Here is a 23550-nt window from a genome sequence, read left to right as displayed (position 1 = left end):
AAATCTATGCCTGAATTCATTTAATCACAAAGTGAGTTACATCACAGATACAGGTTCATCGCATTGTTATACTACAGTTAAGCCGACAAACTTGATGTAAGTACCCCGGCGGACGTTTGATCAGGAATGATCCTGAATAGACGTCCGCAAGCAGTGACTTCCTTTAGGAAGCTACACACGGGGTGCTTCTTTTTTTTTACCTGTTATTGCAGTGTCAATTCGCCCAGAGCTGAATACGATGAAAGGGTGATGATGAGCAATGATCAGGGAGGCGTTAAGAAGTGGAAAAGGTGGAAGCGAAGAAAATCTGTAAAGAGCACATGCATCGGTACGTATGTGTGCAGATGCAGGATGGCAGTCACTATGACGGGATTATGGAAAATGTGGATGATGAAATGATCTATTTGGCTGTTCCTGTTGGACCAGAAGCAGCGATGCACCATGCGAACTGGGCACCTAATGCAATGCCTGGAGCGAACTATCCATTAGCACATGCGCGTGGATTTTACCCAGGTTACGGTTATCCTACGCCATATCCTTATTATGGCTACGGACGTAGACGATTTAATCGGCTTGTACTCCCGCTGTTTGCCCTTACTGCATTGACCTTGTTACCGTACTATTAAGACCAGAAGTTAGTATAGATCTGCGGCAAAGTTACTTTTCATATATTTGAAGGGTTCGTTCTAATTGAACACATAGATGATATAGTGTGTGCATTGCGCTAATAGATGCCTCGAATGGATCAGTACTTACGTCCTTATCTTAAGGAGTGCTACATCTGGCAGTTGAGGAATCCAACATTATTGATTAGCCAAAAAACTACAAAATCATGCCTCACAGAAGGTTTGCTTCTGAAAAGGCATGATTTCTTTAATATCCTTTATAAACCGGATTCACTTAATGCAGAAGTCAGATCCTCGATTAAATCTTGGGCATCCTCAATGCCAATCGAAATACGTATCAACCCATCCGTAATCCCCAATTCTTGCCTACGTTCATATGGGATGGAAGCATGTGTCATCCGAGCAGGAACAGAAATTAAACTTTCAACCGCGCCTAGACTTTCAGCCAATGTGAAATAACGGACTTTACTTAATACTTCATCGACCTTTGCGGAACCACCTACGTCAAAAGATACCATCCCGCCAAACCCTCTTGCCTGGGTGGAAGCGAGAGTATGCTGCGGATGATCGGACAAGCCAGGATAATAAACCTTGCTCACGACTGGATGTTGGTTTAGAAAAGCCACAATTTGCTCGGTATTGCGTTCCTGTGCCTCCATCCGCAACCCTAATGTTTTGAGTCCACGCATCAATAACCACGAATCCATCGGTCCTAAGACTGCGCCAATTGCGTTTTGTATGAAATGAAGTTCTTCACCGAGCTGTTCACTGTTCACGACCGCAAGCCCGGCAACGACATCACTATGGCCGCCGATATATTTTGTTGCTGAATGTAACACAATATCCGCGCCCAGAACGAGAGGAGTTTGCCAATACGGTGTACTGAAGGTGTTATCCACGATGAATAATAGTTCGTTAGCTTTAGACCATTTTGCAACGGCAGCAATATCAGTCACCTTAAGTAGAGGGTTCGTTGGTGTCTCAACATAAATAGCCTTTGTATTCGATTGAAGAGCTTGTTCCAGTGCTTGCAGTGAGGTTGTATCCACGAAGGTAGATTCAATACCTAGACGATGGAGCACTTTGGTGAAAATGCGATATGTCCCACCGTACACGTCATCGGTTAGAATAACGTGGTCGCCACTTTTCAACAGAGACATTACGGCATGAATGGCAGCCATTCCTGAACTGAAAGCGAAGCCCCGAACGCCATCTTCCAGCTCTTTAATCACTTCTTCCAATGCATGACGAGTCGGATTGCCTGTGCGTGAATATTCATAGCCTTTATGCACACCAACAGCTTCTTGTTCATACGTGCTTACTTGATAGATCGGCACACTCACGGCTCCCGTATGAGGATCACCAACAATGCCAGCATGGATTAACTTTGTTTTTGGTCTCATATTATTATCCTCCATTATAGATGTTTTGGCTCAAATAACGCTCACTGCTATCTGGGAATATCACCACAATGTTACTTCCAGGCGCGGCATGATGGGCTTCATTTAATGCAGCTTGCATCGCTGCTCCAGACGAACTTCCTACCAACAAACCTTCCAAGATTGCCAGATCTTTAACCCGAGCAAAGGCATCCTCATCTGAGATGGTATGGATAGCATCAAAATAACTCACGTCCATGAATGAAGATAATGTTTCGACTCCGATGCCCTCTGTGCGATGTGATCCTGGTGAACCACCAGCAAGGATTGAGCCTTCGGGCTCTACAATGCAGGTCTTAATGGAAGGATTCTGTTCCTTTAAGAAGCGTGAGCCGCCCATAAAAGTCCCGCCAGACCCAGCTCCGGCGACATATATATCTACGTTCCCGTTCAGATCACGCCAAATCTCAGGACCCAAATGTTCATAATGTGCTCTAGGATTATCCGCATTAGAGAACTGACCAGGAATGTAGGAACCCGGTATCTCGGTTGCTAGTGTTTCTGCTTTGCGTATAGCGCCTGTCATTCCATCTGATGTAGGTGTGTTGATGACGGTAGCGCCTAGTGCACGCATCAATTGCTGTTTCTCCACACTGAACTTCTCGGGAACGGTGAAAATAACGTTTAAGTTCAGCCCTATGGCTGCCATGGCGAGACCTATGCCCGTATTACCCGCGGTAGCTTCAATGATTGTTCCACCTGGCTTAACATCTCCCCGTGCCAAGGCTTGCTCCAACAAATACTTGCCGATCCGGTCTTTCACACTGCCTCCAGGATTTATGAATTCCAACTTGGCATACAAGCGAACACCTTGAGGTAAGGGATAACGAGATAATTCAAGTAAAGGCGTATTGCCTATAAGTTCTTGTACATGTTGATAAACAGTCAAATTAACCAATCTCCTTTTGCGCTCTCATTAACCATATATACTTATTCAAATGGGAGAAGTTTGTTCTAAAACCAAGTTTCGATAATATGCGTTCTAAATAACCTTAGTGCTTGTATAGTACTCCATTCGTAGCTCGGCATATATGGGACTGCTTGTTCCTTCTCTGCTCATTAATGCGATATCCTCCTTGGTAACGTCCAGATAATAACAACTATATCAATGGGAGTTATATACTATAAAAATGTTAATTAAAATAAAAATATGGAATTTTATGGCTCTAAAACAGTATTCCTGCATCTCAGTACTTGAGTGATTAACGAAAGTTTATATACTTTGATTCGCTGCAAAGATAAAACATAAATTCACCTTGGCTATGATTGGATCGTTATTTTAAGTTGTTCTTAAATCCCCATAATTGTCCTTGAAATTGGACGTTGCGTAGCACATCCGGTATGATAGGAAGGTATACATAATTACTGTTTAAAGGAGGGTATGAACAATGGATTGCTTGTTTTGCAAAATTGTAGAGGGCAGCATTCCCTCCAACAAAGTGCTGGAGAATGACCATGTTGTCGTCTTCCATGACATACAGCCTGCTGCGCCAACACATGTGTTAGTGATTCCTAAGAAACATATTGCTTCCATGAATGAAGTGACGGCAGAGGATCTGCCTTTAATTGGACAAGTTCATTTGGCTGCACAGGAAGCTGCAAAACGCTTAGGCGTTGACGAGTCTGGTTACAGACTAATTAATAACTGTGGCCAGGATGGCGAGCAAACGGTGCATCACTTGCATTATCATCTGCTTGGAGGCACAAGACTCGGAGCTTTGACTAGCCTATCTGATTCGCACAAATAAACAGTTGAAGTGCTGAAAATCAACGTTATTTTTTGGCACTATTGAACAATGTAAGGCATCTTGCTTGTTTAAATTAAATGATCATTTTACGTTGAGGTTGACACGTTTATTACCTTTCGCCTATAATGAAAGGTGATGAACCGTGTTATTGCTCTTGGACGGTCTGGTCGGAGGGAGGGAAAACTGGTGTCTGAAACTAAAGTTCGCAAAAACGAGACTATTGATGCTGCACTTCGTCGCTTTAAACGTTCCATCGCTAAAGATGGCGTCTTGGCTGAGGTGAAGAAACGTAAGCATTATGAGAAGCCAAGCGTGAAGCGCAAGAAAAAGTCCGAGGCTGCTCGTAAGAGAAAGTTTTAGGAGGATTTTAACTACATGAATCTTAGCGAACGATTGAACGAAGATATGAAGCAAGCGATGAGGAGCAAGGACAAGTTCAAGCTCTCCACCATTCGGTTGATTCGTTCGACGATCAAGAATCTTGAAATAGATTTGAAAAGAGATTTGGATGACAACGAAGTGCTTGATATCCTAAGTCGTGAAATCAAACAGCGCAAAGATGCCCTCCAAGAATTTGAAAAATTGGGCCGTGAAGACCTCGCGGCAAATGCAAAAGCGGAAATTGATATAATCGGTCAATACCTTCCCGAACAGCTTACCGAAGAAGAAATTAAAGTTATTGTACAGCAGACCATCCAGGAAACCGGTGCTTCTTCGAAAGCCGAGATGGGGAAAGTTATGGCGGCCCTTATGCCGAAAGTCAAAGGCAAAGCGGACGGCAAGCTGGTTAACCAAGCAGTTCAACAATTTCTGCAATAAAGCAATCAATAAACACTTCCTGACTTGTCAGGGAGTGTTTTTTCCTTTGTTAAGATCTCTTAGTGAATGCTATGAGCGAGCATAGAAGTTTTTCGAAGCAGGAATGGGTTTGTGTTTTGACATGGACAGGTGGACAAAACGTGAATAAATACATCACATTTTTTCTTTAAATTGGATTTTTGGCATGAAAATGGATTATGAATGTTGCAATTGTTGCAAGATTCAAATATAATTTTAAGATTTTGAAACGAAATGCTGATTTGTACGTAATAACAACCATAAGCTGGACAGTATAACGATATTGGAAAAGGGGGGATTATTGGTGAAGGGAAAGCACCGGAAGATGCTTACAGGGCCATTCATGCTCTTAATGCTGCTGACGCTGTTGCTTCCTGTTTGGATTGGATCGCCTTCAGCACATGCGGCTGAGAAGAGCGGCGCCGTATACATTATTCCGGTTGATAAACCAATCGAGCAGGGGCTTGGCAAATTTATGGAGCGTGGCTTCAAAGAAGCTGAGAACATGAACGCAGGCCTGATCGTACTGGACATTAATACGCCGGGAGGACGTGTTGATACTGCCGAGGCACTGGGAATTTTGATTAAAGATAGCCCAATTGAGACCTTAGCTTTTGTGCGTGGTGACGCTGCTTCTGCAGGGAGCTTTTTGGCTTTGAATGCGGATAAGATCGTAATGTCGCCAGGTAGCATGATTGGTGCGGCAGCGATGGTGGACAGTACAGGTAAACATGTAGATGATCCAAAACTCGTTGCCTTCTGGAAAAGCAAAATGCAAGGAGCGGCCGAAAAAAGTGGTCGCGATGGCAAAATTGCTGCTGGAATGACGGATGTTAATATGGTGGTGGAAATGCCAGAGATTAATAAAACCAAGCAAAAAGGTGAAATTATTGCACTCTCGGCAGAAGAAGCGTTAAAAGTTGGATATGCAGACCATATTAGTAACACTCCAGAAGAGGCAGCTACCTGGTTAGGATACAGTCAGGATGATGTGTTCAAGGTGGAAAGAACCACAGCTGAGAACATCTCTACATTCCTTACGAACCCAGTGGTTATGACTGTGCTCTTGTTCCTCGGTATTGCAGGGGTGATCATCGAATTAATCGTTCCTGGTTTCGGGGTACCTGGTATTGTTGGTATCGTATGTTTTGTACTTTATTTCTCCGGAAACTATATTGCTGGTTTTGCCGGAGCAGAGACATGGGTATTATTTACTGTTGGTCTCATCATGATGATTCTTGAGATGTTTATACCGAGTTTCGGTATACTGGGTATTCTCGGATCTATCGCACTCGTTGCCGGTGTTGTGCGAGCAGCGTACGACACAAGCGATGCGTTTGTATCACTCGGTATCGCCTTTGGAGCAGCGCTCGTAGTTATCGCGATCGTTGTCATTCTGTTTAAGGATAAGGGCATATGGAATCGATTCATATTGAGTGAGAAGCTGTCTGCTGATCGTGGGTTCTCATCAGCGACAGAACGCAAGGAACTGATTGGAATGCAAGGAATCAGTCTTACTCCGCTGCGTCCGTCTGGAACCGCTATGCTGAATGGGGAACGGGTCGATGTTGTATCAGATGGTGATTTTATTCCAATCGATACACCGATCATCGTCATTAAGGCAGAAGGTACTCGAATTGTAGTGCAACAATCTCTGCCTGTGTAACCTTTTTCCATTGCCGGAGCCGATGAGGTCTTCGGCAAAGTACATATCCATTCTGTGAGGCTGTTGCCAGAGTGGGGAACAAAATAAACAGCGGAGTTAAGCTGGGTTTGTTATGCTGTATGATGGTACAAAATTAAAAATGCAAATGGAGGAATTTTGACTATGGAACCAACCTTGATTACGGTTTTGCTCGTTGCGGTAGTTGCGATTATCGTACTTAGCGTATTCTTCAGCTTTTTCCCGGTAATGCTCTGGATCTCAGCGATTGCATCCGGTGTGCGTGTCGGAATTATTACACTGGTAGCTATGAGACTGAGACGTGTAACACCTAGTCGGATCGTAAACCCGTTGATCAAAGCAACAAAGGCGGGACTTGGATTGAATATCAACCAATTGGAAAGTCACTTCCTTGCTGGTGGTAACGTAGACCGCGTTGTTAATGCTTTGATTGCTGCACAACGTGCAAACATTCCATTGGAGTTTGAACGTGCTGCTGCAATCGACCTTGCAGGTCGTGACGTATTGCAAGCCGTGCAAATGAGCGTTAACCCTCGTGTAATCGAGACACCAATTGTATCCGCTGTAGCAAAAGATGGTATCGAAGTTAAAGTTAGAGCGCGTGTTACGGTTCGTGCAAACATTGATCGCCTCGTGGGTGGTGCTGGTGAAGAGACAATCATTGCCCGTGTCGGCGAAGGTATCGTAAGTACGAACGGTTCTTCCAATTCCCACAAAGACGTATTGGAAAATCCGGATCTGATCTCTCGTACGGTATTGTCTAAAGGTTTGGATGCAGGTACGGCTTTTGAAATCCTGTCCATTGATATCGCGGACGTAGATGTAGGTAAAAATATTGGTGCATTCTTGCAAACGGAACAAGCAGAGGCAGATAAGCGTATTGCCCAAGCAAAAGCCGAAGAGCGTCGTGCAATGGCCGTAGCCCAAGAGCAAGAGATGAAAGCGCGCGTTGTAGAGATGAGAGCACGTGTAGTTGAATCCGAATCCCAAGTACCTTTGGCAATGTCCGAAGCGCTTCGTAGTGGTAAAATCGGTGTTATGGACTACATGAACCTGAAAAATATTGAAGCAGACACTCAAATGCGTAACACATTAGGAAAACCTGGTGAAGGCTCCAATTCCAATGATCAGGGTGATTCCAAAAACGGAAGATAGGCGGTGAATGCACATGAGCCTATTAGATTGGGTATTTGACAATCTGTACATTGTAGCGGTTGTTGGCTTTATGCTATTTTCATTCCTCGGGAAAGCCGCCAAATCGGTTGATCCGAACAAAAAGCGTCCGAGCAACGGGATGCCTACCTTTGGTGGTAGTGGTGACTCTGATCAAAATGGACGTTCTTCTGAGGATACAAAAACGCAACCCCAAGGGTCTTCTAATCATGGAGACACTCGTTATGATGAGCAATACGATGATCGTTATGATGATAGAAGGTATGATGAGGAAACGTATGATGATCGCTATGAACCCATGTACTCTGAGCCTGCGCCAAGTTCTAGGCAATCTGACGAATATGGCGGCCAGAGTACAGTAAGTGCGATGAGTAGTTCACTTGAAGAGCAGATGAAGCAGATGGAACAGCAACAACGTGTAATTCAAGAACGTTTGAATCGTATTTCATCAGCGAATACTCCGGTTGTCTCTGATTCTAGTTGGGATGAAACCACAAACGAATCTGGGCAGTCTATGCTTCGCAGGGAAGATATTCGTACGGGTGTTTTATGGGCTGAAGTATTGGGTTCCCCACGTTCGAAACAACCGTTTGGGACTCGAGGTAAGCTGTAATAATTTCTAAATGAATGAGGAAAAGGGTCGTCTCTGGTGAGTGTTTGAGCCAGATGACGGCTCTTTTTTTGTTTTTATAATTCTTTTATCCGTTTCTAACTCAACCTTTACCATAGTTCTCATATATTCAGGCTTAACCGCATAAGTTGAATTGTAGAGGAAGGGGGAAGACCTTCAAATGACTCGAATTAGTCGCAAGCTGCGCAGATGGACTAGTGAGGTGCTAGATCTGCCGCAGGATGTGCTTTATGATATGCCACGGTTAACCCTGATTGGCAATAAGCAATTGTATATAGAGAATCATCGAGGTGTCATCCATTTTACACCGGATCGCATCGTTCTTGCTCTATCCCAAGGTGAACTGGAGATTAGAGGGGCTGAGCTGATGATCCGTAATATCTTACCAGATGAGGTGGCTGTGGAAGGCACGATTCTAGATATTCATATGAATGGAGCGGAGGGGAACGGATGAAGCAGCCCAGTCTGTACAAACTGCGTGGAGCGGTCCGAATCACGGTTACTGGGGGAGACATTGAGGGGTTAATTAACTTGCTGGCAGTGCAGGGACTGGAAGTTTGGAACCTGCGTGCCAGGGATGGACGACGGGCAGATATGAACATTTTGCTGCCTGATTTCTTCAAGTTGCGTCCGTTACTGAAACGGACAGGCTGCAAGGTGAAGGTGACTCATCGTAGAGGATTCCCGTTTTTTGTTGCCCGACTATTGAAAAGGAAGTTTTTCCTTGGTGGAATGTTATTTTTTATCGCAGCTTTGTTTGCGTTAACGTCTATGGTCTGGAATGTAGAAGTGAAGGGCAATGTGAAGATTCCAGAAGACGAGATTCTTGCGGCTGCCCAAAAAGAGGGGTTATATCCTTTTCAGTGGTCATTTCGTCTTCCCAGCCAGGACAAGCTCTCTAGACAGCTTGCGTTGACGCTGCCAGATGTAACTTGGGTTGGGGTAACCAAGGAAGGCACGAATGTCACCATTCAAGTTGTAGAGTCAGCACAACCGAAGCGAGAGCCTTTAATGAACCCTAGACATCTAATAAGTAAGTCCGACGCGGTGGTCACTCAGATTTACGCGGAGCAGGGGCGGCCGGTTGTACAGGAAAACATGCGTGTGAAAAAAGGACAAGTGTTGATCTCAGGTATACTAGGAGATGAAGAAAATACGGAAAACGTAGTGGCGAAAGGTGACATTCGCGGTTTAGTGTGGCGTGAATATCAAGTTGAAGTGCCACTTATACAAAAGCTCAATACGATGACTGGTGAGAGCAAAGAGAGATTTTACATCGTGCTAGGGAAATGGGCAGTACAGCTATGGGGGTATGGTAAGGTTCCTTTTAACTCATATGAAACATCCAGCAACCATGATCCGCTCACTTGGCGCTCCTTTACTCTTCCTATGGGGTGGTTAACGGAGACAGATAGGGAAACCCGTGCACATGAAGTACAGCAGAGTGTAGAATGGGCGAAAAGCAAAGGATTGGAAGGGGCTAGAAACGATATTATCGCTAAAAATGGGAAAGAAACTAAAATTATAAGTGAAAAAATTTTGCATGAGAAGAAAGAGAATGGTAAAGTTTATATGAAAGTATTATTTGAAGTAGAAGAAAGTATTGCGGAAGAACTTCCGCTAGTCCATAGTCAAGGAGAATGAGGCTATTTGTCAGAACAAACACGCAGCATACGAATCTCCCTCCAAAGTGCGGGAGAGGGTCAATCTCTGTTTGGACCCCAAGATATTTTTCTGAAATTAATTGAAGCTGAGATTCCTGCTCAGATCTCATCCCGTGAAGCGGAGATCGTGATCTTCGGGAATGCACAGAACGTAGAATCGCTAGAACAGTTATTTGATGTGTTATTGCAATTGGTACGTAATGGATATGTGTTAACTGAGAGGGATGTTAAATACGCGATTGAGCTAGCTAAAGAACTGCGTGCAGACCAGCTTCTTGACCTGTTCAAGGGTGAGATTACAACGACCTATCGAGGGAAGCCGATCCGGGTAAAAACGATTGGACAGAAGCACTATGTAACTTCGATTAAGAAACGGGACGTTGTATTTGGTATTGGTCCTGCAGGTACAGGTAAAACCTATCTGGCAGTCGTGCTCGCTGTGGCAGCGCTCAAGGAAGGTAGTGTAAAGCGGATTGTGCTTACAAGACCTGCGGTTGAGGCTGGTGAAAGTCTAGGCTTCCTCCCGGGTGATTTGCAAGAGAAGGTAGATCCTTACTTACGTCCACTGTATGATGCACTATATGATGTGATGGGACAAGAGCAGACAGCAAAAGCGCTAGAGCGAGGGTTGATAGAAATTGCACCTTTGGCATACATGCGTGGACGTACGCTTGATGATTCATTCATTATTTTGGATGAAGCCCAGAACACGACGCCTGAACAAATGAAAATGTTTTTGACCCGTCTTGGTTTTGGCTCCAAAATGGTCATTACCGGCGATGTTACACAAATTGATTTACCCCGCGGCAAGAAATCCGGATTAGTGGAAGCGAAAACGATACTGACTGAAGTGGAAGAAATCGGATTTGTGTTCTTTGCAGAGCAAGATGTTGTAAGACACTCTCTCGTTCAGAAAATTATCGTTGCATACAACCACGCCGCAGAAAATCAAGAATAGAAAGGGATTGTCTAAGGTGACCTCTAAGGAACTGTCAAAAGGCAAATCTTTTCAGAATAGAGCTACAGGATGGAAGTATAGCGTGTGGGCACGCTATCTTCTGTTTTTGTTTCTGGTGATTCTCTTCTTCGTGAGCCTAGCTCCCAAGCTGCTTCCTGAGCGGTACGATATTCAGGAAGGGACACGGAGTGAAGTGGATATTGCTGCACCTATGCAGATTCCGAACAATAAAGCTACGCTAAAAGCGCAAGAAGAAGCCGCTGAACGTGTGCAGCCTATTTATCAAATTGTTCAGATGCGCAATGAGAATCTAATGACGACATTACTTGATCGTATTGACCGATTGAATCAGGATGATCAGATATCAAGTCAAGATAAGATTGACATTTACCGGGAAGAAATTCCGCAGCGTCAGAAGGATTTTGTGTCCAATTTTATCAACAATAACCGGAAGTCAGGTACATACTCCGAAACGTTACTGGAAGAAATCAGAAATGTAGTACAGGAGCAAAGCTACCGGATCCCGGAAGAGACATATATCAAAATATCTCGTCTCACGTCGGATGATATTCAGGAGATGAAATCTGTTGCCAGGGATATTGTCTCTAGACTGATGACGGATCAGATCAGTGATGCAACAACGGCTCGTGCGAAAGTCGCCGAGATGGTTAGTGTCAGCTCGCTTAGCAAACGTACACAGCGTGAAGTTGTGCAGGAGCTAGGACGACTTGTTCTGACGTCCAATCGTTTCTACGATGAAGAGGGCACAAAAGAAGCGAAGGTACAGGCTCGTGAGAACACGCAAACCGTGTTTATCAAGCAAGGAGACACTCTAGTAGCCAAAGGAGAAATAATCACCCCAGAGATGTATGCACTGCTGGATGAGAATGATTTGTTGAAAAATGAAGTGAATTATTGGCCGCAACTTGGATTGCTCATGCTGTCCTGTCTGTTATCAGCGGCGATTCTCATGTATATTCAGCAATGTAGCGGCACACATTTTAAATACAACAATGCACAGCTGCTAATGCTTGTCCTTATATTCATCATTACGATTGTAGTTATGCATGTGACCGCATTCATCCAGACAAACGAACAGTCGTATGTAGGATTCCTTGCACCGGTTGCTGTGGGTGCGATGTTGATTGCTTTGCTACTGGATACTTCGCTTGCTTTTGTATGTTCCATAATCATTGGCATGCTCTCAAGTATCATTCTTAATACGCATCAGGGTCAGATTTTTGACTTCGAATTTGGCTTCTTCGCTGTATTGGTTTCCTTTGTTGCTATTTTTGCAACCCATAAGGCGAGTCAGCGCTCAACGATCTTAAAGGGTGCTATTATGGTCTGTCTCTTTGGCTCCATTGCTGTTTTCACACTCGCTTTAATCGACACAGGTGACTGGAACCGCACAACGACATTATATGGTGTAGGTTTCGCCTTTGCTGGTGGTGTGTTAACCGCTATACTTGTCATTGGACTTATGCCATTCTTTGAAACATCGTTTGGCATCTTGTCTGCTCTCAAACTTGTGGAACTATCCAATCCAAACCATCCGTTGTTACGCAAGCTGTTGACGGAGACGCCAGGTACGTATCATCACAGCGTCATGGTGGGTAATCTGTCAGAGGCTGCGGCGGAAGCGATTGGAGCTAACGGACTGCTCTGTCGTGTCGGATCGTATTATCATGATATCGGGAAGACGAAGCGACCTATTTATTTTATTGAAAACCAAAATAATATGGAGAATCCTCATGATTCCATTGATCCAAAGCTGAGTAAGTCGATCATCGTTGCTCATGCTAGAGATGGAGTGGAAATGCAAAAGGATTATAAGCTACCCAGACCGATTCGCGATATAGCGGAACAGCATCATGGGACAACATTCCTGCACTTCTTCTACCATAAGGCGTTACGACAGGCTGAAGAAGCGGGGATCGAACCTGATTTTACGGAAGAGGATTTCCGTTATCCAGGGCCGAAAGCTCAATCTAAAGAGTCTGCCATTGTTGGTATAGCAGATAGTGTGGAAGCGGCTGTTCGTTCGCTGCGTAAGCCAACGGTTGAGCAAGTGGAGTCCATGATTGAGAAGATTATCAAAGGTAGATTGGACGATCATCAGTTTAATGATTGCGATCTAACAATGCGGGAACTTGATATTGTTGCCAAAACTTTGAAAGAAACGGTAATGGGCATTTTCCACTCCCGGATCGAATATCCAGAGGAAATGAAGAAACCAAAACCTACTTCACCCGAAGCAGGTTGATTGAATAAAACCTCTAATAATCAGTAGACAGGAGTTATGAAAGAATGAGTCTTAACCTGGCATGGAATAATGAACAACAGGATAAAGAAATTACAGAGCCTATGATTGCGATGCTGGAGCAATTGCTCAACCTTGCAGGGGAAGCCGAAGGTGTTGCTGAAGGAGAAGTAGCTCTGACATTTGTAGATGATGAACAGATCCATGAATTGAACCGGGATTATCGTGGTATCGACCGTCCAACAGATGTATTGTCATTCGCGATGAATGAGACTGTGGATGAAGAACTGGATATCATTTATGAACTCGACGAAGATGAGGAAATGGAAGAAATGCCAGATGTACTCGGCGACATTATCATCTCTGTTCCGCGTACGATTCTGCAAAGTGAAGAGTACGGGCATTCCTTTGAACGCGAACTAGGCTTTCTGTTTGTCCACGGATTTTTACACCTGCTAGGCTATGACCATCAGGATGAGGCTAGTGAGGCTGAGATGATGGGTAAGCAGGAAGCTGTATTGGCTCAGGCCGGGTTGACACGATAATGAAGCGGCGCTCCTGGGGTCTGGTGTTCCGCAATGCAGCGGAAGGAATTGCATACGGCTTCCGAACTCAGAGGAATGTAAGAGTCCATACAGGAGTAGCTCTCATCATGTGTGCAGCTGGATTTTTTTTCGGGATTTCCAGAACAGATTGGCTGTTTGTTTTGACGGCCATTTTTTTGGTACTGGTGACCGAATTAATGAACACGGCTGTAGAAGCTGCGGTTGATCTCGCACATCCGGATATTCACCCGCTTGCCAAAGCGGCGAAGGACACCGCGGCTGGAGCAGTACTTCTGGCTGCGGTATTCGCTGTCATTATTGGGTGTGTTGTATTCTTTAAACCGGTACTGAACTGGTTAGGATTGTATTAATTTTTTAAATGTAGTTGAATTTAATTTATAGAGCCTAGCTTTATATGACCTAAGGGAGAGAATGTAGTATGGATAACGGACTGCTGATGCAGGAAGCGATTAAGGCGCGTACCAAAGCGTACATCCCTTATTCGCATTTCGGTGTAGGCGCGGCATTACTTGATCATGAAGGTAATGTGCATCACGGATGTAATATTGAAAATGCTGCGTATACACCTGGCAACTGTGCTGAAAGAACAGCTTTGTTTAGTGCGATTGCAGGTGGCCAGCAGCCGCGGAGCTTCAAAGCCATTGCTATTGTAGGTGACACGGATGACCCGATTGCGCCATGTGGAGTATGTCGTCAAGTAATGTTCGAATTGTGCGAACCAGACATGAAGGTTATTCTTGGAAACATGAAAGGTGACCTGCGCGAGACTACGGTTGCAGAATTGATTCCATATGCTTTTGGACCGTCTGATCTAAATTCGTCTCAAAAATAAACTATTACATTCCAGGCCTAGGCGCCTGAGGAGGAACATATGAAAAAACAAGCATTTAAATCCGGATTTGTAGCCATCGTTGGACGCCCCAATGTAGGCAAATCGACGTTAATGAATCAAGTTATTGGTCAAAAGATTGCTATTATGTCGGACAAGCCGCAAACGACACGTAATAAAATTCATGGTGTATATACTTCTGAGCATCAACAGATCGTTTTTCTAGACACACCTGGTATCCATAAGCGTCAGTCTAAACTAGGTGATTACATGAATCAGACTGCACTGAACACACTTCACGAGGTTGAAGCTGCGCTATTCCTGATTGATGCTTCTGAGGGCATGGGTGGAGGCGATCGTTACATTGCAGAACAATTGAAAAATGTGCGCACTCCAATCATTTTGGTGATGAACAAAATAGATAAAGTTGAACCTGAAGCATTACTTCCTTTGATTGAGGAATATCGTAAACTTCACGATTTTGCTGAGATTGTTCCTGTATCCGCTAAGCTTGGCAATAATGTGAATACATTGCTGGAGCAGATCAGTAAATACTTGCCAGAAGGTCCGCAATACTACCCTGAGGATCAGGTGACAGATCACCCAGAGCAATTCGTTTGCGCTGAGCTGATTCGGGAGAAAATTCTGCAAATGACTCGTGAAGAAGTGCCGCACTCCATTGCGGTAACGATTGAAGACATGAAAGTGCAGGATAATGGCGTTGTCTACATTTCGGCAGTTATTTTTGTAGAACGTGATTCACAAAAAGGGATTATTATCGGCAAGCAAGGCGCCTTGCTCAAAGAAGTCGGTAAACGTGCTAGGCAGGACATTCAAAACCTGTTAGGCTCCAAAATTTTTATGGAACTGTGGGTAAAGGTGAAAAAGGACTGGAGAAATCAGGATCGTGTGTTGCGTGACCTTGGTTTCGGTCGTGAGTAATCATCTGAGAGGTATCCAGTAATTGCAACGCATAGTTTACCTTGCAAGACTCCATCCTATCTTCTAGATGCACACGTCATTTCCGAAGAGAGGATGAAATTCCGATGCGAGATTTTTCGTGGAAGGTTTTTGCGATGACGGGGGATGTAGAATCCTACTTACTGTACGCTGAGGCATGCAGCTCATTGGAGCAAGAGTCGGATCAGGCAGGGGAAGTGATTGAAGATGAAGAAGCCGAGCATTGATTGGCGGATTCAAGAATGGTTAGGTGACGAGGCATGCTATACAGGGTGGAAGGGATTGTCATCCGCAGCATGGACTATGGCGAGGGAAACAAAATTATTACGCTTTGCACCGAAAGCGGCGGAAAAGTAGGTGTACTTGTCCGTGGTGCCAAAAAGCCCAAAAGTCGACATGCTGCACTTGTGCAGCCGTTTACGTTCGGTCAGTACGTTTACTTTCGGAACACGGGTTTGGGAAACTTGAATGCAGGCGAAATTATTGAGTCATACCATGAGCTGCGTGAGGATCTGGTCAAAGCTGCATATGCGTCTTATGCTTGTGAGCTGCTTGATCGCGTGCTACAGGATGAGGAGACAGGTACCTTCTGGTTTAAACAACTAAAAGCCTGTCTCCAAGCATTAAAGGAAGATAAGGATCCAGTCGTCATGACTAGTTTATATGAAATGAAAATTTTGCAATCGGCTGGTTATGGGCCTGCACTGGATGATTGTATCTCTTGTGGTCAGGAACGACCGGATGAGCAATTGTTCGTGAGTCCTAGACTTGGGGGCGTATTATGCCGTGCATGTAAGCATTTTGATCCGTCTGCCATGTCAGTAAGCCCTAAGGCGCTGAAATTGCTGAGATTGTTCGCACAGTTTGATCTGCAACGGCTGGGTAACATATCTGTAAGCGAAGGAACCCGAGCTGAGATCAAAAAAATCATGCGCGCGTTTATGGATCACCAATTAGGTTTGAATTTGAAGTCCCGTTCTTTTCTTGATCAAATGGAGAAGTACGGGATTTGAGTTGTTTGTAGAAGTGATGAAATACAACTTGACTTCATTCTTATTTTTATATATGATGGACTATAATTTCTCTTTTGGAGACATGCATTGAACGAGAGAGTAGTAGACAGAATTTTATAATTTATGATTTAGGGCATTAGCTCTAATATCATAATAGAGCGAGCCGGGGATGGTGGAAGCCTGGATGAATTGGTCTATGAAAGGGCACTCGGGAGCATGAATGGACACGGAAAAGTGGGCTTAGGTTTAGCAGGTTATCCTGTATTCCTTGAGCCAAGTAGGGTGGAACCGCGGGAATAGCTCTCGTCCCTACGTCTGGACAACAGGCGTAGGACGGGGGCTTTTTATTGTCTAAACCGTTCTAGGCTTGCCAACAAACCATTGAAAAGGAGCATGATTATGAATTTTCAGCAGATGATTTTAACGCTGCAACAATTCTGGGCTGAGCACAACTGCATTATTGTCCAGCCGTATGATACGGAAAAAGGGGCAGGTACGATGAACCCAATGACCTTTTTGCGTTCGCTTGGACCTGAGCCGTGGAAAGTAGCTTATGTGGAGCCTTCCCGTCGCCCATCGGATGGACGTTACGGTGAAAATCCAAACCGTCTGTATCAGCATCATCAATTCCAAGTCATTATCAAACCTTCTCCAGACAATATTCAAGAGATCTATTTGGAGAGCTTGAAACGTCTAGGTATTGATCCGCTCAAACATGATATTCGGTTTGTTGAAGACAACTGGGAGAATCCGTCTCTTGGTTGCGCAGGTTTAGGTTGGGAAGTATGGCTGGATGGTATGGAGATCACCCAATTTACGTATTTCCAACAGGTAGGCGGAATCGAGACGAATCCGGTTGCTGTTGAGATTACGTATGGTATGGAGCGTCTTGCTTCTTACATTCAAGATAAAGAAAATGTGTTTGATCTGGAATGGGTTGAAGGCATTACCTATGGTGATGTATTCCGTCAACCAGAATTCGAGCATTCTAAATATACATTTGAAGTATCAGATGTGAAAATGTTATTTACGCTTTTCAACATGCATGAAGAAGAAGCGAATAAAGCAATGGCACAAAACTTGGTATTCCCTGCATATGACTATGTGCTGAAATGTTCGCATACGTTCAATCTGCTGGATGCTCGAGGCGCAATCAGTGTAACAGAACGTACAGGTTACATCACACGTGTTCGTAATCTAGCTCGGCAAGTGGCTGCCACATACATGGAAGAGCGTGAGAAGCTTGGCTTCCCGCTGATTAAGAAAGGGGGAGCTGAGCATGTCTAAGGATCTATTATTTGAAATTGGTCTTGAAGAAGTTCCAGCTCGTTTCATGTGCGGTGCAATTGAGCAGCTGCAGGAGCGCGTTGTGAAATGGTTGGACGCATCTCGTATCTCTTACGGTGAAGTGAATGCCTATGCAACGCCACGCAGATTGGCAGTATTGATTCAAGGAGTAGCTGAGAAGCAAGAGGACGTGGAGGAAGAAGTCAAAGGTCCTTCGCGTAAAATTGCACTGGACGAGAGCGGCAACTGGAGCAAAGCAGCTTTAGGATTCGCTCGTAGCCAGGGTGTAGACCCAGAACAATTCACGTTTAAGGAACTTAGTGGCGTGGAGTACATCTATGCAACGAAGAGCAGTAAAGGGGTAGAAACCTCCTCTGTAATCGGTGAAGGCCTGTTGTCTATCCTGCATGCGATGACGTTCCCTAAATTCATGCGCTGGGCTTCCTACGATTTCAAGTTTGTCCGTCCAATTCGTTGGATTGTTGCTTTGTTCGGTAGCGAAGTCATTGAGCTTGAAGTAGCGGGTGTGCAGTCTGGAAATGTTACTCGTGGACATCGCTTCTTGGGCAAGGATACCGTAATCAGCAGTGCTTCTTCTTACGTAGAGACTCTTCGTTCTGAGCATGTCATTGTAGACATTGCTGAACGTGAACAGATGATTGTCTCCCAAATCGAAGCGCTCGCTGCTGAAAAAAAATGGAGTATTGGCATCAAAGAAGATCTTCTTGAAGAAGTACTGTTCTTGGTTGAGACGCCAACCGTGCTGTTTGGTACATTCGACTCTTCATTCTTGAATATTCCTCAGGATGTTCTGATTACATCTATGAGAGAGCACCAACGTTACTTCCCTGTGCTTGACAGTGAGGGACAATTGCTGCCGTATTTCGTTACGGTTCGCAATGGTGGTGCGGATTCACTTGAGATCATTGCCAAAGGAAACGAAAAAGTATTGCGTGCAAGACTTTCGGATGCAAAATTCTTCTATGAAGAAGATCAAAAGCTAGAGATCAAAGATGCACTATCTAAGCTCGAAACGATCGTGTTCCAAGAAGAGCTAGGTACTGTTGGTGATAAAGTTCGCCGTATTCGCAAAATTGCAGATGCTCTGGCATCTAAGCTTCAGGTGTCGAATGCTGTAGCAGAATCGGTTAGCCGTGCTGCGGATATCTGCAAATTCGATCTCGTTACCCTGATGGTTGGTGAGTTCCCAGAATTGCAAGGTGTCATGGGTGAGGATTACGCACGCAAAGCTAACGAAAAAGAAGATGTGGCCAAAGCCGTATTTGAACACTATCAGCCACGTTTTGCTGGAGATCAATCCCCGGCTTCCCTGATTGGTGCGATTGTGAGCGCTGCGGACAAAATGGACACGATTGTAGGTTGTTTCTCCATCAACATCATTCCTACAGGTTCACAAGATCCGTACGCACTTCGTCGTCAGGCTGCAGGAATCGTGCAGATTTTGCTTGATCATCAGCTTCCATTGACATTGTCAGACGTATTCGGAGTTGCACTTGAAGTACACGCTCAGATGAACCTGTTGAAACGTGCAGACGAAGAAGTACGTAAAGACTTGCAGGACTTCTTCGGACTTCGTGTGAAAAAATTGCTGTCCGAGACGGTAAGATACGACGTAGTTGATGCAGTGATCTCTTCTGGCTTCGATGATATTAGTGCTATTGTTCCTAAGGGTGAAGCGTTGATGGCGGCTGTTCAAACCGGAGATGCATTCAAAACAACGGTCGAATCGTTCAACCGTGTGGGGAATTTGGCTGCCAAAGCATCTAATGCTTCCGTACATCCTGAATTGTTCGTAGAAGAAGGAGAGCGCCAGCTGCATGAAGCTTGGAGCAAAACGAGCGAAGAGTACAACCAAGCGTTGTCTAAACATGCGACTGCTGAGGCACTTGCGATTGCTTCTGGATGGAAAGAGGCAATTACCATATTCTTCGATTCCGTTATGGTAATGTCCGAAGATGAAGCGATTCGAGCTAACCGTTTGGCGCTACTTGCCACGATTGATCGTGACCTGAAACAATTCGCTGATTTCTCTAAATTAGTGTGGTAATTCTTCTTCTGACCGCTTAGACCAAGTGGTTCAGAGACAAAGCGCAATTTCAGTATTAAAGCGGGATATAACAGGGTATAAATATACGGAACGGGTTGTGAAATTTATTTTAGACACCTGTTCCGTATTTTAGCCTTTGAATTACGTTGACTCGTCAGAAGGATTTCGCCTAACTAAGGTCGTATATAACAATATGCAGTTTATTTTGTGCATTTTGCATCTAGACATGATGACAACATGCGAACTTTATGAAGCTGGGTGGTCTGGGATTGAGTGAGTTGAATGTACGCCACATTGTTGTGGATGGCGATGCTTGCCCGGTTAAGGCCGAGATTGCGGAAACGGCTCGCCGTTTCAAAATCCCTGTGCTGCTGGTTTCTTCTTTTGACCATCTGCTTCAAGGTGGAGAAGGGGTACGAACGGTGCAGGTAGATCGTAGTGACCAAAGCGCTGACCTATATATTGCTAATCATATTAAGCCTTGCGATGTGGTCATTACACAGGATTATGGTTTGGCTGCGCTCGCTTTAGGCAAGCGTTGTTATGTTTTATCATTTCGTGGTCGTGAGTTTAACGATCGTGACATTGATTTCATGCTTGATTCCCGCCACACTGCGGCTAAAGCACGAAAAAGAGGTCACTATGGGAAAGGGCCAAAGCCTTTCACAGAGCAGGATCGTGAAATATTTCAACATAAACTGACAAAACTTTTAAAAGATTTGCAGGAGAATGTGTAAGTTTATCGAATTATATTTACGTGCTAAAGAGATGAAGGTGGCCAGAGATGAGTACCGGACAAGGCAGTATACCCGAAAGTATTATTGAATCGGTGTTACAGCAGAATGATATTGTCGATACGGTGAGCCGATTTGTGCATCTGACCAAACAGGGGAAATATATGAAAGGCCTCTGCCCTTTTCATTCTGAGAAGACGCCTTCGTTTACAGTTACACCAGAGAAACAAATTTTCTATTGCTACGGCTGCGGCACGGGTGGAAATGCCATCAAATTTAGGATGGAAATCGAAGGGTTATCCTTTCCCGAGGCTGTTAAGACGATGGCAGAAGAAAGCCATATTTCTATGGGTGACTGGCAAGGGCGTGAATCTGCTCATGTGAATCCGGAGACTGAGCGTCTGCTGGAGGCATACGAGCTTACCGCGAAGCTGTATCACTTCTTATTGAAAAATACAGAGCATGGCAAAGTGGCTATGGATTATTTACGCTCACGGGGCTTCAATGACAAGCTGATTGACCATTTCCAGATTGGTTATGCACCTAATCGCTGGGATACCGTGGTTCAATTTTTGGAGAAACGCAATTTTCCGCTTGAAGAGATGGAGAAGGGTGGTCTTCTGTCACAGAGAAACGAAGGTCAAGGTTATGTCGATCGATTCCGTGACAGAGTCATGTTCCCGATTAATGGCAGGAGCGGTAAGCCAATTGCATTTGCGGGTCGCATTTTGGGAGACGGACAGCCTAAGTATCTTAACTCTCCGGAAACCCGGTTGTTTAACAAAAGTCGAGTGCTCTACAATCTGCATCATGCCAAGAATGCAATTCGTAAACAAAGGCAAGCCATACTATTCGAAGGATACGGTGACGTTATCTCCGCTTGGGATCAAGACATCCAGAACGGTATAGCAGCTATGGGAACCGCACTTACCGAGAATCAGGCTTTAATGCTGAAAGGCATGTGCGATGAGGTTATTATCTGTTATGACGGCGATCGAGCTGGACAGGCTGCGGCGCTCAAAAACTTCCCTATTCTTGAGGAAGCAGGGCTGCAAGTTAAGGTAGCACTCATTCCCGAAGGGCTTGACCCGGATGATTTCATCCGCAAGCATGGTGGCGAACGATTCCGGAATCAGATTATAGATGGTGCCGTAACGACAACAAAATTTAAGCTTATAAACCTTAAGAAAAACCATATACTGCTAGAAGGTGGCGGACAAATCGCTTATTCAAAGGAAGCCGTGAAACTCATTGCGCCTTTGCCTTCCCCAACAGAACGGGAAGTTTACCTTCGTGAGCTTGCTGCAGAAGTCGACGTTTCGTTTGAAACATTGAAGCAGGAGTGCAACGAAGAGCGAGAAGCCATGAAAAATAACGAGCAGTTTGGGGATAATAATTCGAAAAGGTGGAATAATGGTAGGCAACAAAATAGGCAGGTGCCTACACCTAATCTGTTGCCAGCTTATCACGCTGCTGAGCGTAAGCTACTCGCCTGGATGCTTCAGGACGACGAGGCTGCACAGTACGTTAACGAGCATCTTGGTGAAGCTTTTAACTTGGATGATCATGCAGCTATTGCTGCTTATCTATATGCCTACTATGCGCAAGGCAAACCGCCGGATACGAGCCGCTTCATGTCTTCGCTGCAGGATGACCGCCTTGAGAAGACAGTCAGTTCAATCTCGATGATGGATGGTCCTGGTGAATGGAGTGTTCAAGTACTCGACGATTGCATCAGAGAAGTGCTGAAGTATCCGCGTAAGAAAGAGTACGACTTGAAGAAAGAAGAAATGATTGCTGCAGAGCGTGCAGGTGATTCAGTACGTGCGGCACAAATTGCAATTGAAATGATTGCCCTAGAGAGACAGTGAACGTCTGAGTATTGGATGTTTCTAGGGAGGAGGGAGTCGAATTATGGCGAATGATCAGCATACTGAACTAGAGACAGAATTGACGCTGGATCAGGTTAAAGATCAATTGATTGAATCAGGTAAGAAAAGAGCTTCGCTAAATTACAAGGAAATTATTGAAAAACTCTCCCCGTTTGAGCAGGATGTAGAGCAAATGGATGAGTTCTATGAGCAATTGAGCGATCTCGGCATTGATGTTGTTAACGAGAATAACGAAGAGGTAACACTTCGTCCGAGCGAGGATTCGGAAAACAACAACAGAGAAGAGGGCGATGAGTTCCACTTTGATGATGATCTGAGCTTGCCTCCAGGCATCAAAATCAATGACCCTGTCCGTATGTATCTCAAAGAAATTGGTCGTGTCCCGCTATTGTCCGCAGACGATGAGGTAGAACTCGCTAAACGGATTGAGAATGGGGACGAGGAAGCGAAGCGTCGTTTGGCTGAAGCCAACTTGCGACTCGTTGTCAGCATAGCTAAACGTTATGTTGGACGCGGCATGTTGTTCCTCGATCTGATTCAAGAAGGTAACATGGGTCTGATCAAAGCGGTTGAGAAGTTCGACCACAAAAAAGGTTACAAGTTCAGTACGTACGCGACATGGTGGATTCGCCAAGCGATTACTCGTGCCATTGCTGACCAGGCACGGACAATTCGTATCCCTGTACACATGGTAGAAACGATTAATAAGCTGATCCGGGTATCCCGTCAGCTACTGCAAGAGCTTGGGCGTGAACCAACACCAGAAGAGATCGCTGCTGAAATGGATCTGAGTGTTGAGAAAGTGCGTGAAATTACGAAGATTGCACAAGAACCGGTTTCCCTTGAAACACCAATCGGTGAGGAAGATGATTCCCATCTGGGTGACTTCATCGAGGATCAGGAGGCATTGGCTCCTGCTGATGCTGCCGCGTATGAACTGTTGAAAGAGCAACTTGAGGATGTTCTGGATACATTGACTGAACGGGAAGAAAATGTACTACGTCTACGCTTCGGTCTCGATGATGGACGGACGAGAACACTCGAAGAAGTCGGCAAAGTATTTGGCGTTACGCGTGAGCGGATTCGTCAGATCGAAGCCAAAGCTCTTCGTAAGTTGCGTCACCCGAGTCGCAGTAAACGACTCAAGGATTTCCTCGAATAACAACCTTTGGGAGACT

24 protein-coding genes are annotated in these 23550 nt (G+C 44.8%); 22 read left to right on the top strand and 2 right to left on the bottom strand.

Translation table 11 applies throughout. From position 1 onward, the window contains the following. Nucleotides 1-281: 281 nt before the first annotated feature. The gene (locus tag MH215_RS03170) at nt 282-626 is read left to right on the top strand and encodes a hypothetical protein (protein WP_056696007.1); all 345 of its coding nucleotides are present in this window, start codon (nt 282-284) and stop codon (nt 624-626) included. A 257-nt stretch (nt 627-883) separates the two neighbouring features. Here the strand turns inward: MH215_RS03170 and MH215_RS03165 are convergent, their stop codons facing one another. Both MH215_RS03165 and MH215_RS03160 read right to left on the bottom strand, forming a co-directional pair. Then, complete coding sequence (locus tag MH215_RS03165) at nt 884-2029, bottom strand: bifunctional cystathionine gamma-lyase/homocysteine desulfhydrase (RefSeq protein ID WP_239288045.1); 1146 nt, start codon at nt 2027-2029, stop codon at nt 884-886. 4 nt (nt 2030-2033) lie between these two features. Continuing rightward, on the bottom strand, nt 2034-2954 hold the full coding sequence (locus tag MH215_RS03160; RefSeq protein ID WP_239288044.1) for a PLP-dependent cysteine synthase family protein: 921 nt from the start codon (nt 2952-2954) through the stop codon (nt 2034-2036). A gap of 499 nt (nt 2955-3453) precedes the next feature. Between MH215_RS03160 and MH215_RS03155 the strand changes: the two genes are divergently transcribed. The 21 genes from MH215_RS03155 (at nt 3454) to rpoD (ending at nt 23534) form a co-directional block, all read left to right on the top strand. Beyond that, nucleotides 3454-3813 (top strand): histidine triad nucleotide-binding protein, encoded by a 360-nt coding sequence (locus MH215_RS03155; RefSeq protein ID WP_239288042.1) that lies wholly within the window; start codon nt 3454-3456, stop codon nt 3811-3813. A 186-nt stretch (nt 3814-3999) separates the two neighbouring features. Then, nucleotides 4000-4173, top strand: coding sequence for a 30S ribosomal protein S21 (rpsU, locus tag MH215_RS03150; RefSeq protein ID WP_005547957.1), 174 nt, complete (start codon nt 4000-4002; stop codon nt 4171-4173). Between the two features lie 15 nt (nt 4174-4188). After that, entirely contained in the window at nt 4189-4632 is a 444-nt protein-coding gene (locus MH215_RS03145; protein ID WP_128102905.1) for a GatB/YqeY domain-containing protein, read from the top strand. A 343-nt stretch (nt 4633-4975) separates the two neighbouring features. Further along, the gene (locus MH215_RS03140; protein WP_056696899.1) at nt 4976-6316 is read left to right on the top strand and encodes an NfeD family protein; all 1341 of its coding nucleotides are present in this window, start codon (nt 4976-4978) and stop codon (nt 6314-6316) included. 162 nt (nt 6317-6478) lie between these two features. Beyond that, entirely contained in the window at nt 6479-7489 is a 1011-nt protein-coding gene (floA, locus tag MH215_RS03135) for a flotillin-like protein FloA (RefSeq protein WP_162248950.1), read from the top strand. A gap of 13 nt (nt 7490-7502) precedes the next feature. Next, nucleotides 7503-8120, top strand: a complete 618-nt coding sequence (locus MH215_RS03130; RefSeq protein WP_239288040.1) for a hypothetical protein — start codon at nt 7503-7505, stop codon at nt 8118-8120. Between the two features lie 178 nt (nt 8121-8298). Beyond that, entirely contained in the window at nt 8299-8592 is a 294-nt protein-coding gene (gene yqfC / locus MH215_RS03125; protein WP_056696021.1) for a sporulation protein YqfC, read from the top strand. Beyond that, nucleotides 8589-9782 (top strand): sporulation protein YqfD, encoded by a 1194-nt coding sequence (yqfD, locus tag MH215_RS03120; RefSeq protein WP_239288038.1) that lies wholly within the window; start codon nt 8589-8591, stop codon nt 9780-9782. The genes yqfC and yqfD overlap by 4 nt, the downstream gene beginning before the upstream one ends. 6 nt (nt 9783-9788) lie before the next feature. Next, entirely contained in the window at nt 9789-10760 is a 972-nt protein-coding gene (locus MH215_RS03115) for a PhoH family protein (RefSeq protein WP_239288036.1), read from the top strand. Nucleotides 10761-10776: 16 nt separating this feature from the next. Continuing rightward, the gene (locus MH215_RS03110; RefSeq protein WP_145045686.1) at nt 10777-13026 is read left to right on the top strand and encodes an HD family phosphohydrolase; all 2250 of its coding nucleotides are present in this window, start codon (nt 10777-10779) and stop codon (nt 13024-13026) included. A gap of 44 nt (nt 13027-13070) precedes the next feature. Continuing rightward, nucleotides 13071-13568 carry an rRNA maturation RNase YbeY gene (gene ybeY, locus MH215_RS03105; RefSeq protein ID WP_128102898.1) on the top strand — a complete coding sequence of 166 codons (498 nt, stop codon included), beginning with the start codon at nt 13071-13073 and terminating at the stop codon, nt 13566-13568. Continuing rightward, a complete protein-coding gene (locus tag MH215_RS03100) occupies nt 13568-13939 on the top strand; it encodes a diacylglycerol kinase family protein (RefSeq protein WP_239288034.1) in 372 nt (123 codons plus the stop codon). The genes ybeY and MH215_RS03100 overlap by 1 nt, the downstream gene beginning before the upstream one ends. Before the next feature lie 68 nt (nt 13940-14007). Continuing rightward, nucleotides 14008-14421 carry a cytidine deaminase gene (locus MH215_RS03095; protein ID WP_239288032.1) on the top strand — a complete coding sequence of 138 codons (414 nt, stop codon included), beginning with the start codon at nt 14008-14010 and terminating at the stop codon, nt 14419-14421. A gap of 39 nt (nt 14422-14460) precedes the next feature. Continuing rightward, the gene (gene era, locus MH215_RS03090) at nt 14461-15360 is read left to right on the top strand and encodes a GTPase Era (RefSeq protein ID WP_056696046.1); all 900 of its coding nucleotides are present in this window, start codon (nt 14461-14463) and stop codon (nt 15358-15360) included. A 104-nt stretch (nt 15361-15464) separates the two neighbouring features. Then, entirely contained in the window at nt 15465-15605 is a 141-nt protein-coding gene (locus MH215_RS03085) for a YqzL family protein (RefSeq protein ID WP_239288030.1), read from the top strand. Nucleotides 15606-15638: 33 nt separating this feature from the next. Next, entirely contained in the window at nt 15639-16391 is a 753-nt protein-coding gene (gene recO / locus MH215_RS03080; protein ID WP_239288028.1) for a DNA repair protein RecO, read from the top strand. Nucleotides 16392-16790: 399 nt separating this feature from the next. Beyond that, nucleotides 16791-17678 carry a glycine--tRNA ligase subunit alpha gene (gene glyQ, locus MH215_RS03075; RefSeq protein WP_056696050.1) on the top strand — a complete coding sequence of 296 codons (888 nt, stop codon included), beginning with the start codon at nt 16791-16793 and terminating at the stop codon, nt 17676-17678. Then, nucleotides 17671-19746 (top strand): glycine--tRNA ligase subunit beta, encoded by a 2076-nt coding sequence (gene glyS, locus MH215_RS03070; RefSeq protein ID WP_239288026.1) that lies wholly within the window; start codon nt 17671-17673, stop codon nt 19744-19746. The genes glyQ and glyS overlap by 8 nt, the downstream gene beginning before the upstream one ends. 269 nt (nt 19747-20015) lie before the next feature. Continuing rightward, on the top strand, nt 20016-20483 hold the full coding sequence (locus MH215_RS03065; protein ID WP_397349601.1) for a YaiI/YqxD family protein: 468 nt from the start codon (nt 20016-20018) through the stop codon (nt 20481-20483). Nucleotides 20484-20530: 47 nt separating this feature from the next. Beyond that, nucleotides 20531-22351, top strand: coding sequence for a DNA primase (gene dnaG, locus MH215_RS03060; RefSeq protein ID WP_239288025.1), 1821 nt, complete (start codon nt 20531-20533; stop codon nt 22349-22351). A 43-nt stretch (nt 22352-22394) separates the two neighbouring features. Continuing rightward, a complete protein-coding gene (rpoD, locus tag MH215_RS03055) occupies nt 22395-23534 on the top strand; it encodes an RNA polymerase sigma factor RpoD (protein ID WP_056696059.1) in 1140 nt (379 codons plus the stop codon). Nucleotides 23535-23550: the final 16 nt, after the last annotated feature.

The sequence above is a fragment of the Paenibacillus sp. ACRSA genome, from assembly GCF_022346845.1.
Taxonomy (GTDB): Bacteria; Bacillota; Bacilli; order Paenibacillales; family Paenibacillaceae; genus Paenibacillus.
The sequence above is the reverse complement of the archived record's forward strand: the minus strand, read 5'-3'. Positions and strand labels throughout refer to the sequence as shown.

What these genes read in the sequence shown, in the direction of transcription:
- glyQ (WP_056696050.1), top strand. Translation starts at nt 16,791, where the DNA reads ATGAATTTTCAGCAGATGATTTTAACGCTGCAACAATTCTGGGCTGAG.
- dnaG (WP_239288025.1), top strand. Translation starts at nt 20,531, where the DNA reads ATGAGTACCGGACAAGGCAGTATACCCGAAAGTATTATTGAATCGGTG.
- MH215_RS03085 (WP_239288030.1), top strand. Translation starts at nt 15,465, where the DNA reads ATGCGAGATTTTTCGTGGAAGGTTTTTGCGATGACGGGGGATGTAGAA.
- recO (WP_239288028.1), top strand. Translation starts at nt 15,639, where the DNA reads ATGCTATACAGGGTGGAAGGGATTGTCATCCGCAGCATGGACTATGGC.
- rpoD (WP_056696059.1), top strand. Translation starts at nt 22,395, where the DNA reads ATGGCGAATGATCAGCATACTGAACTAGAGACAGAATTGACGCTGGAT.
- MH215_RS03130 (WP_239288040.1), top strand. Translation starts at nt 7,503, where the DNA reads ATGAGCCTATTAGATTGGGTATTTGACAATCTGTACATTGTAGCGGTT.
- floA (WP_162248950.1), top strand. Translation starts at nt 6,479, where the DNA reads ATGGAACCAACCTTGATTACGGTTTTGCTCGTTGCGGTAGTTGCGATT.
- glyS (WP_239288026.1), top strand. Translation starts at nt 17,671, where the DNA reads ATGTCTAAGGATCTATTATTTGAAATTGGTCTTGAAGAAGTTCCAGCT.
- era (WP_056696046.1), top strand. Translation starts at nt 14,461, where the DNA reads ATGAAAAAACAAGCATTTAAATCCGGATTTGTAGCCATCGTTGGACGC.
- yqfC (WP_056696021.1), top strand. Translation starts at nt 8,299, where the DNA reads ATGACTCGAATTAGTCGCAAGCTGCGCAGATGGACTAGTGAGGTGCTA.
- MH215_RS03155 (WP_239288042.1), top strand. Translation starts at nt 3,454, where the DNA reads ATGGATTGCTTGTTTTGCAAAATTGTAGAGGGCAGCATTCCCTCCAAC.
- yqfD (WP_239288038.1), top strand. Translation starts at nt 8,589, where the DNA reads ATGAAGCAGCCCAGTCTGTACAAACTGCGTGGAGCGGTCCGAATCACG.
- MH215_RS03145 (WP_128102905.1), top strand. Translation starts at nt 4,189, where the DNA reads ATGAATCTTAGCGAACGATTGAACGAAGATATGAAGCAAGCGATGAGG.
- MH215_RS03100 (WP_239288034.1), top strand. Translation starts at nt 13,568, where the DNA reads ATGAAGCGGCGCTCCTGGGGTCTGGTGTTCCGCAATGCAGCGGAAGGA.
- ybeY (WP_128102898.1), top strand. Translation starts at nt 13,071, where the DNA reads ATGAGTCTTAACCTGGCATGGAATAATGAACAACAGGATAAAGAAATT.
- MH215_RS03140 (WP_056696899.1), top strand. Translation starts at nt 4,976, where the DNA reads ATGCTTACAGGGCCATTCATGCTCTTAATGCTGCTGACGCTGTTGCTT.
- MH215_RS03095 (WP_239288032.1), top strand. Translation starts at nt 14,008, where the DNA reads ATGGATAACGGACTGCTGATGCAGGAAGCGATTAAGGCGCGTACCAAA.
- MH215_RS03165 (WP_239288045.1), bottom strand. Translation starts at nt 2,029, where the DNA reads ATGAGACCAAAAACAAAGTTAATCCATGCTGGCATTGTTGGTGATCCT.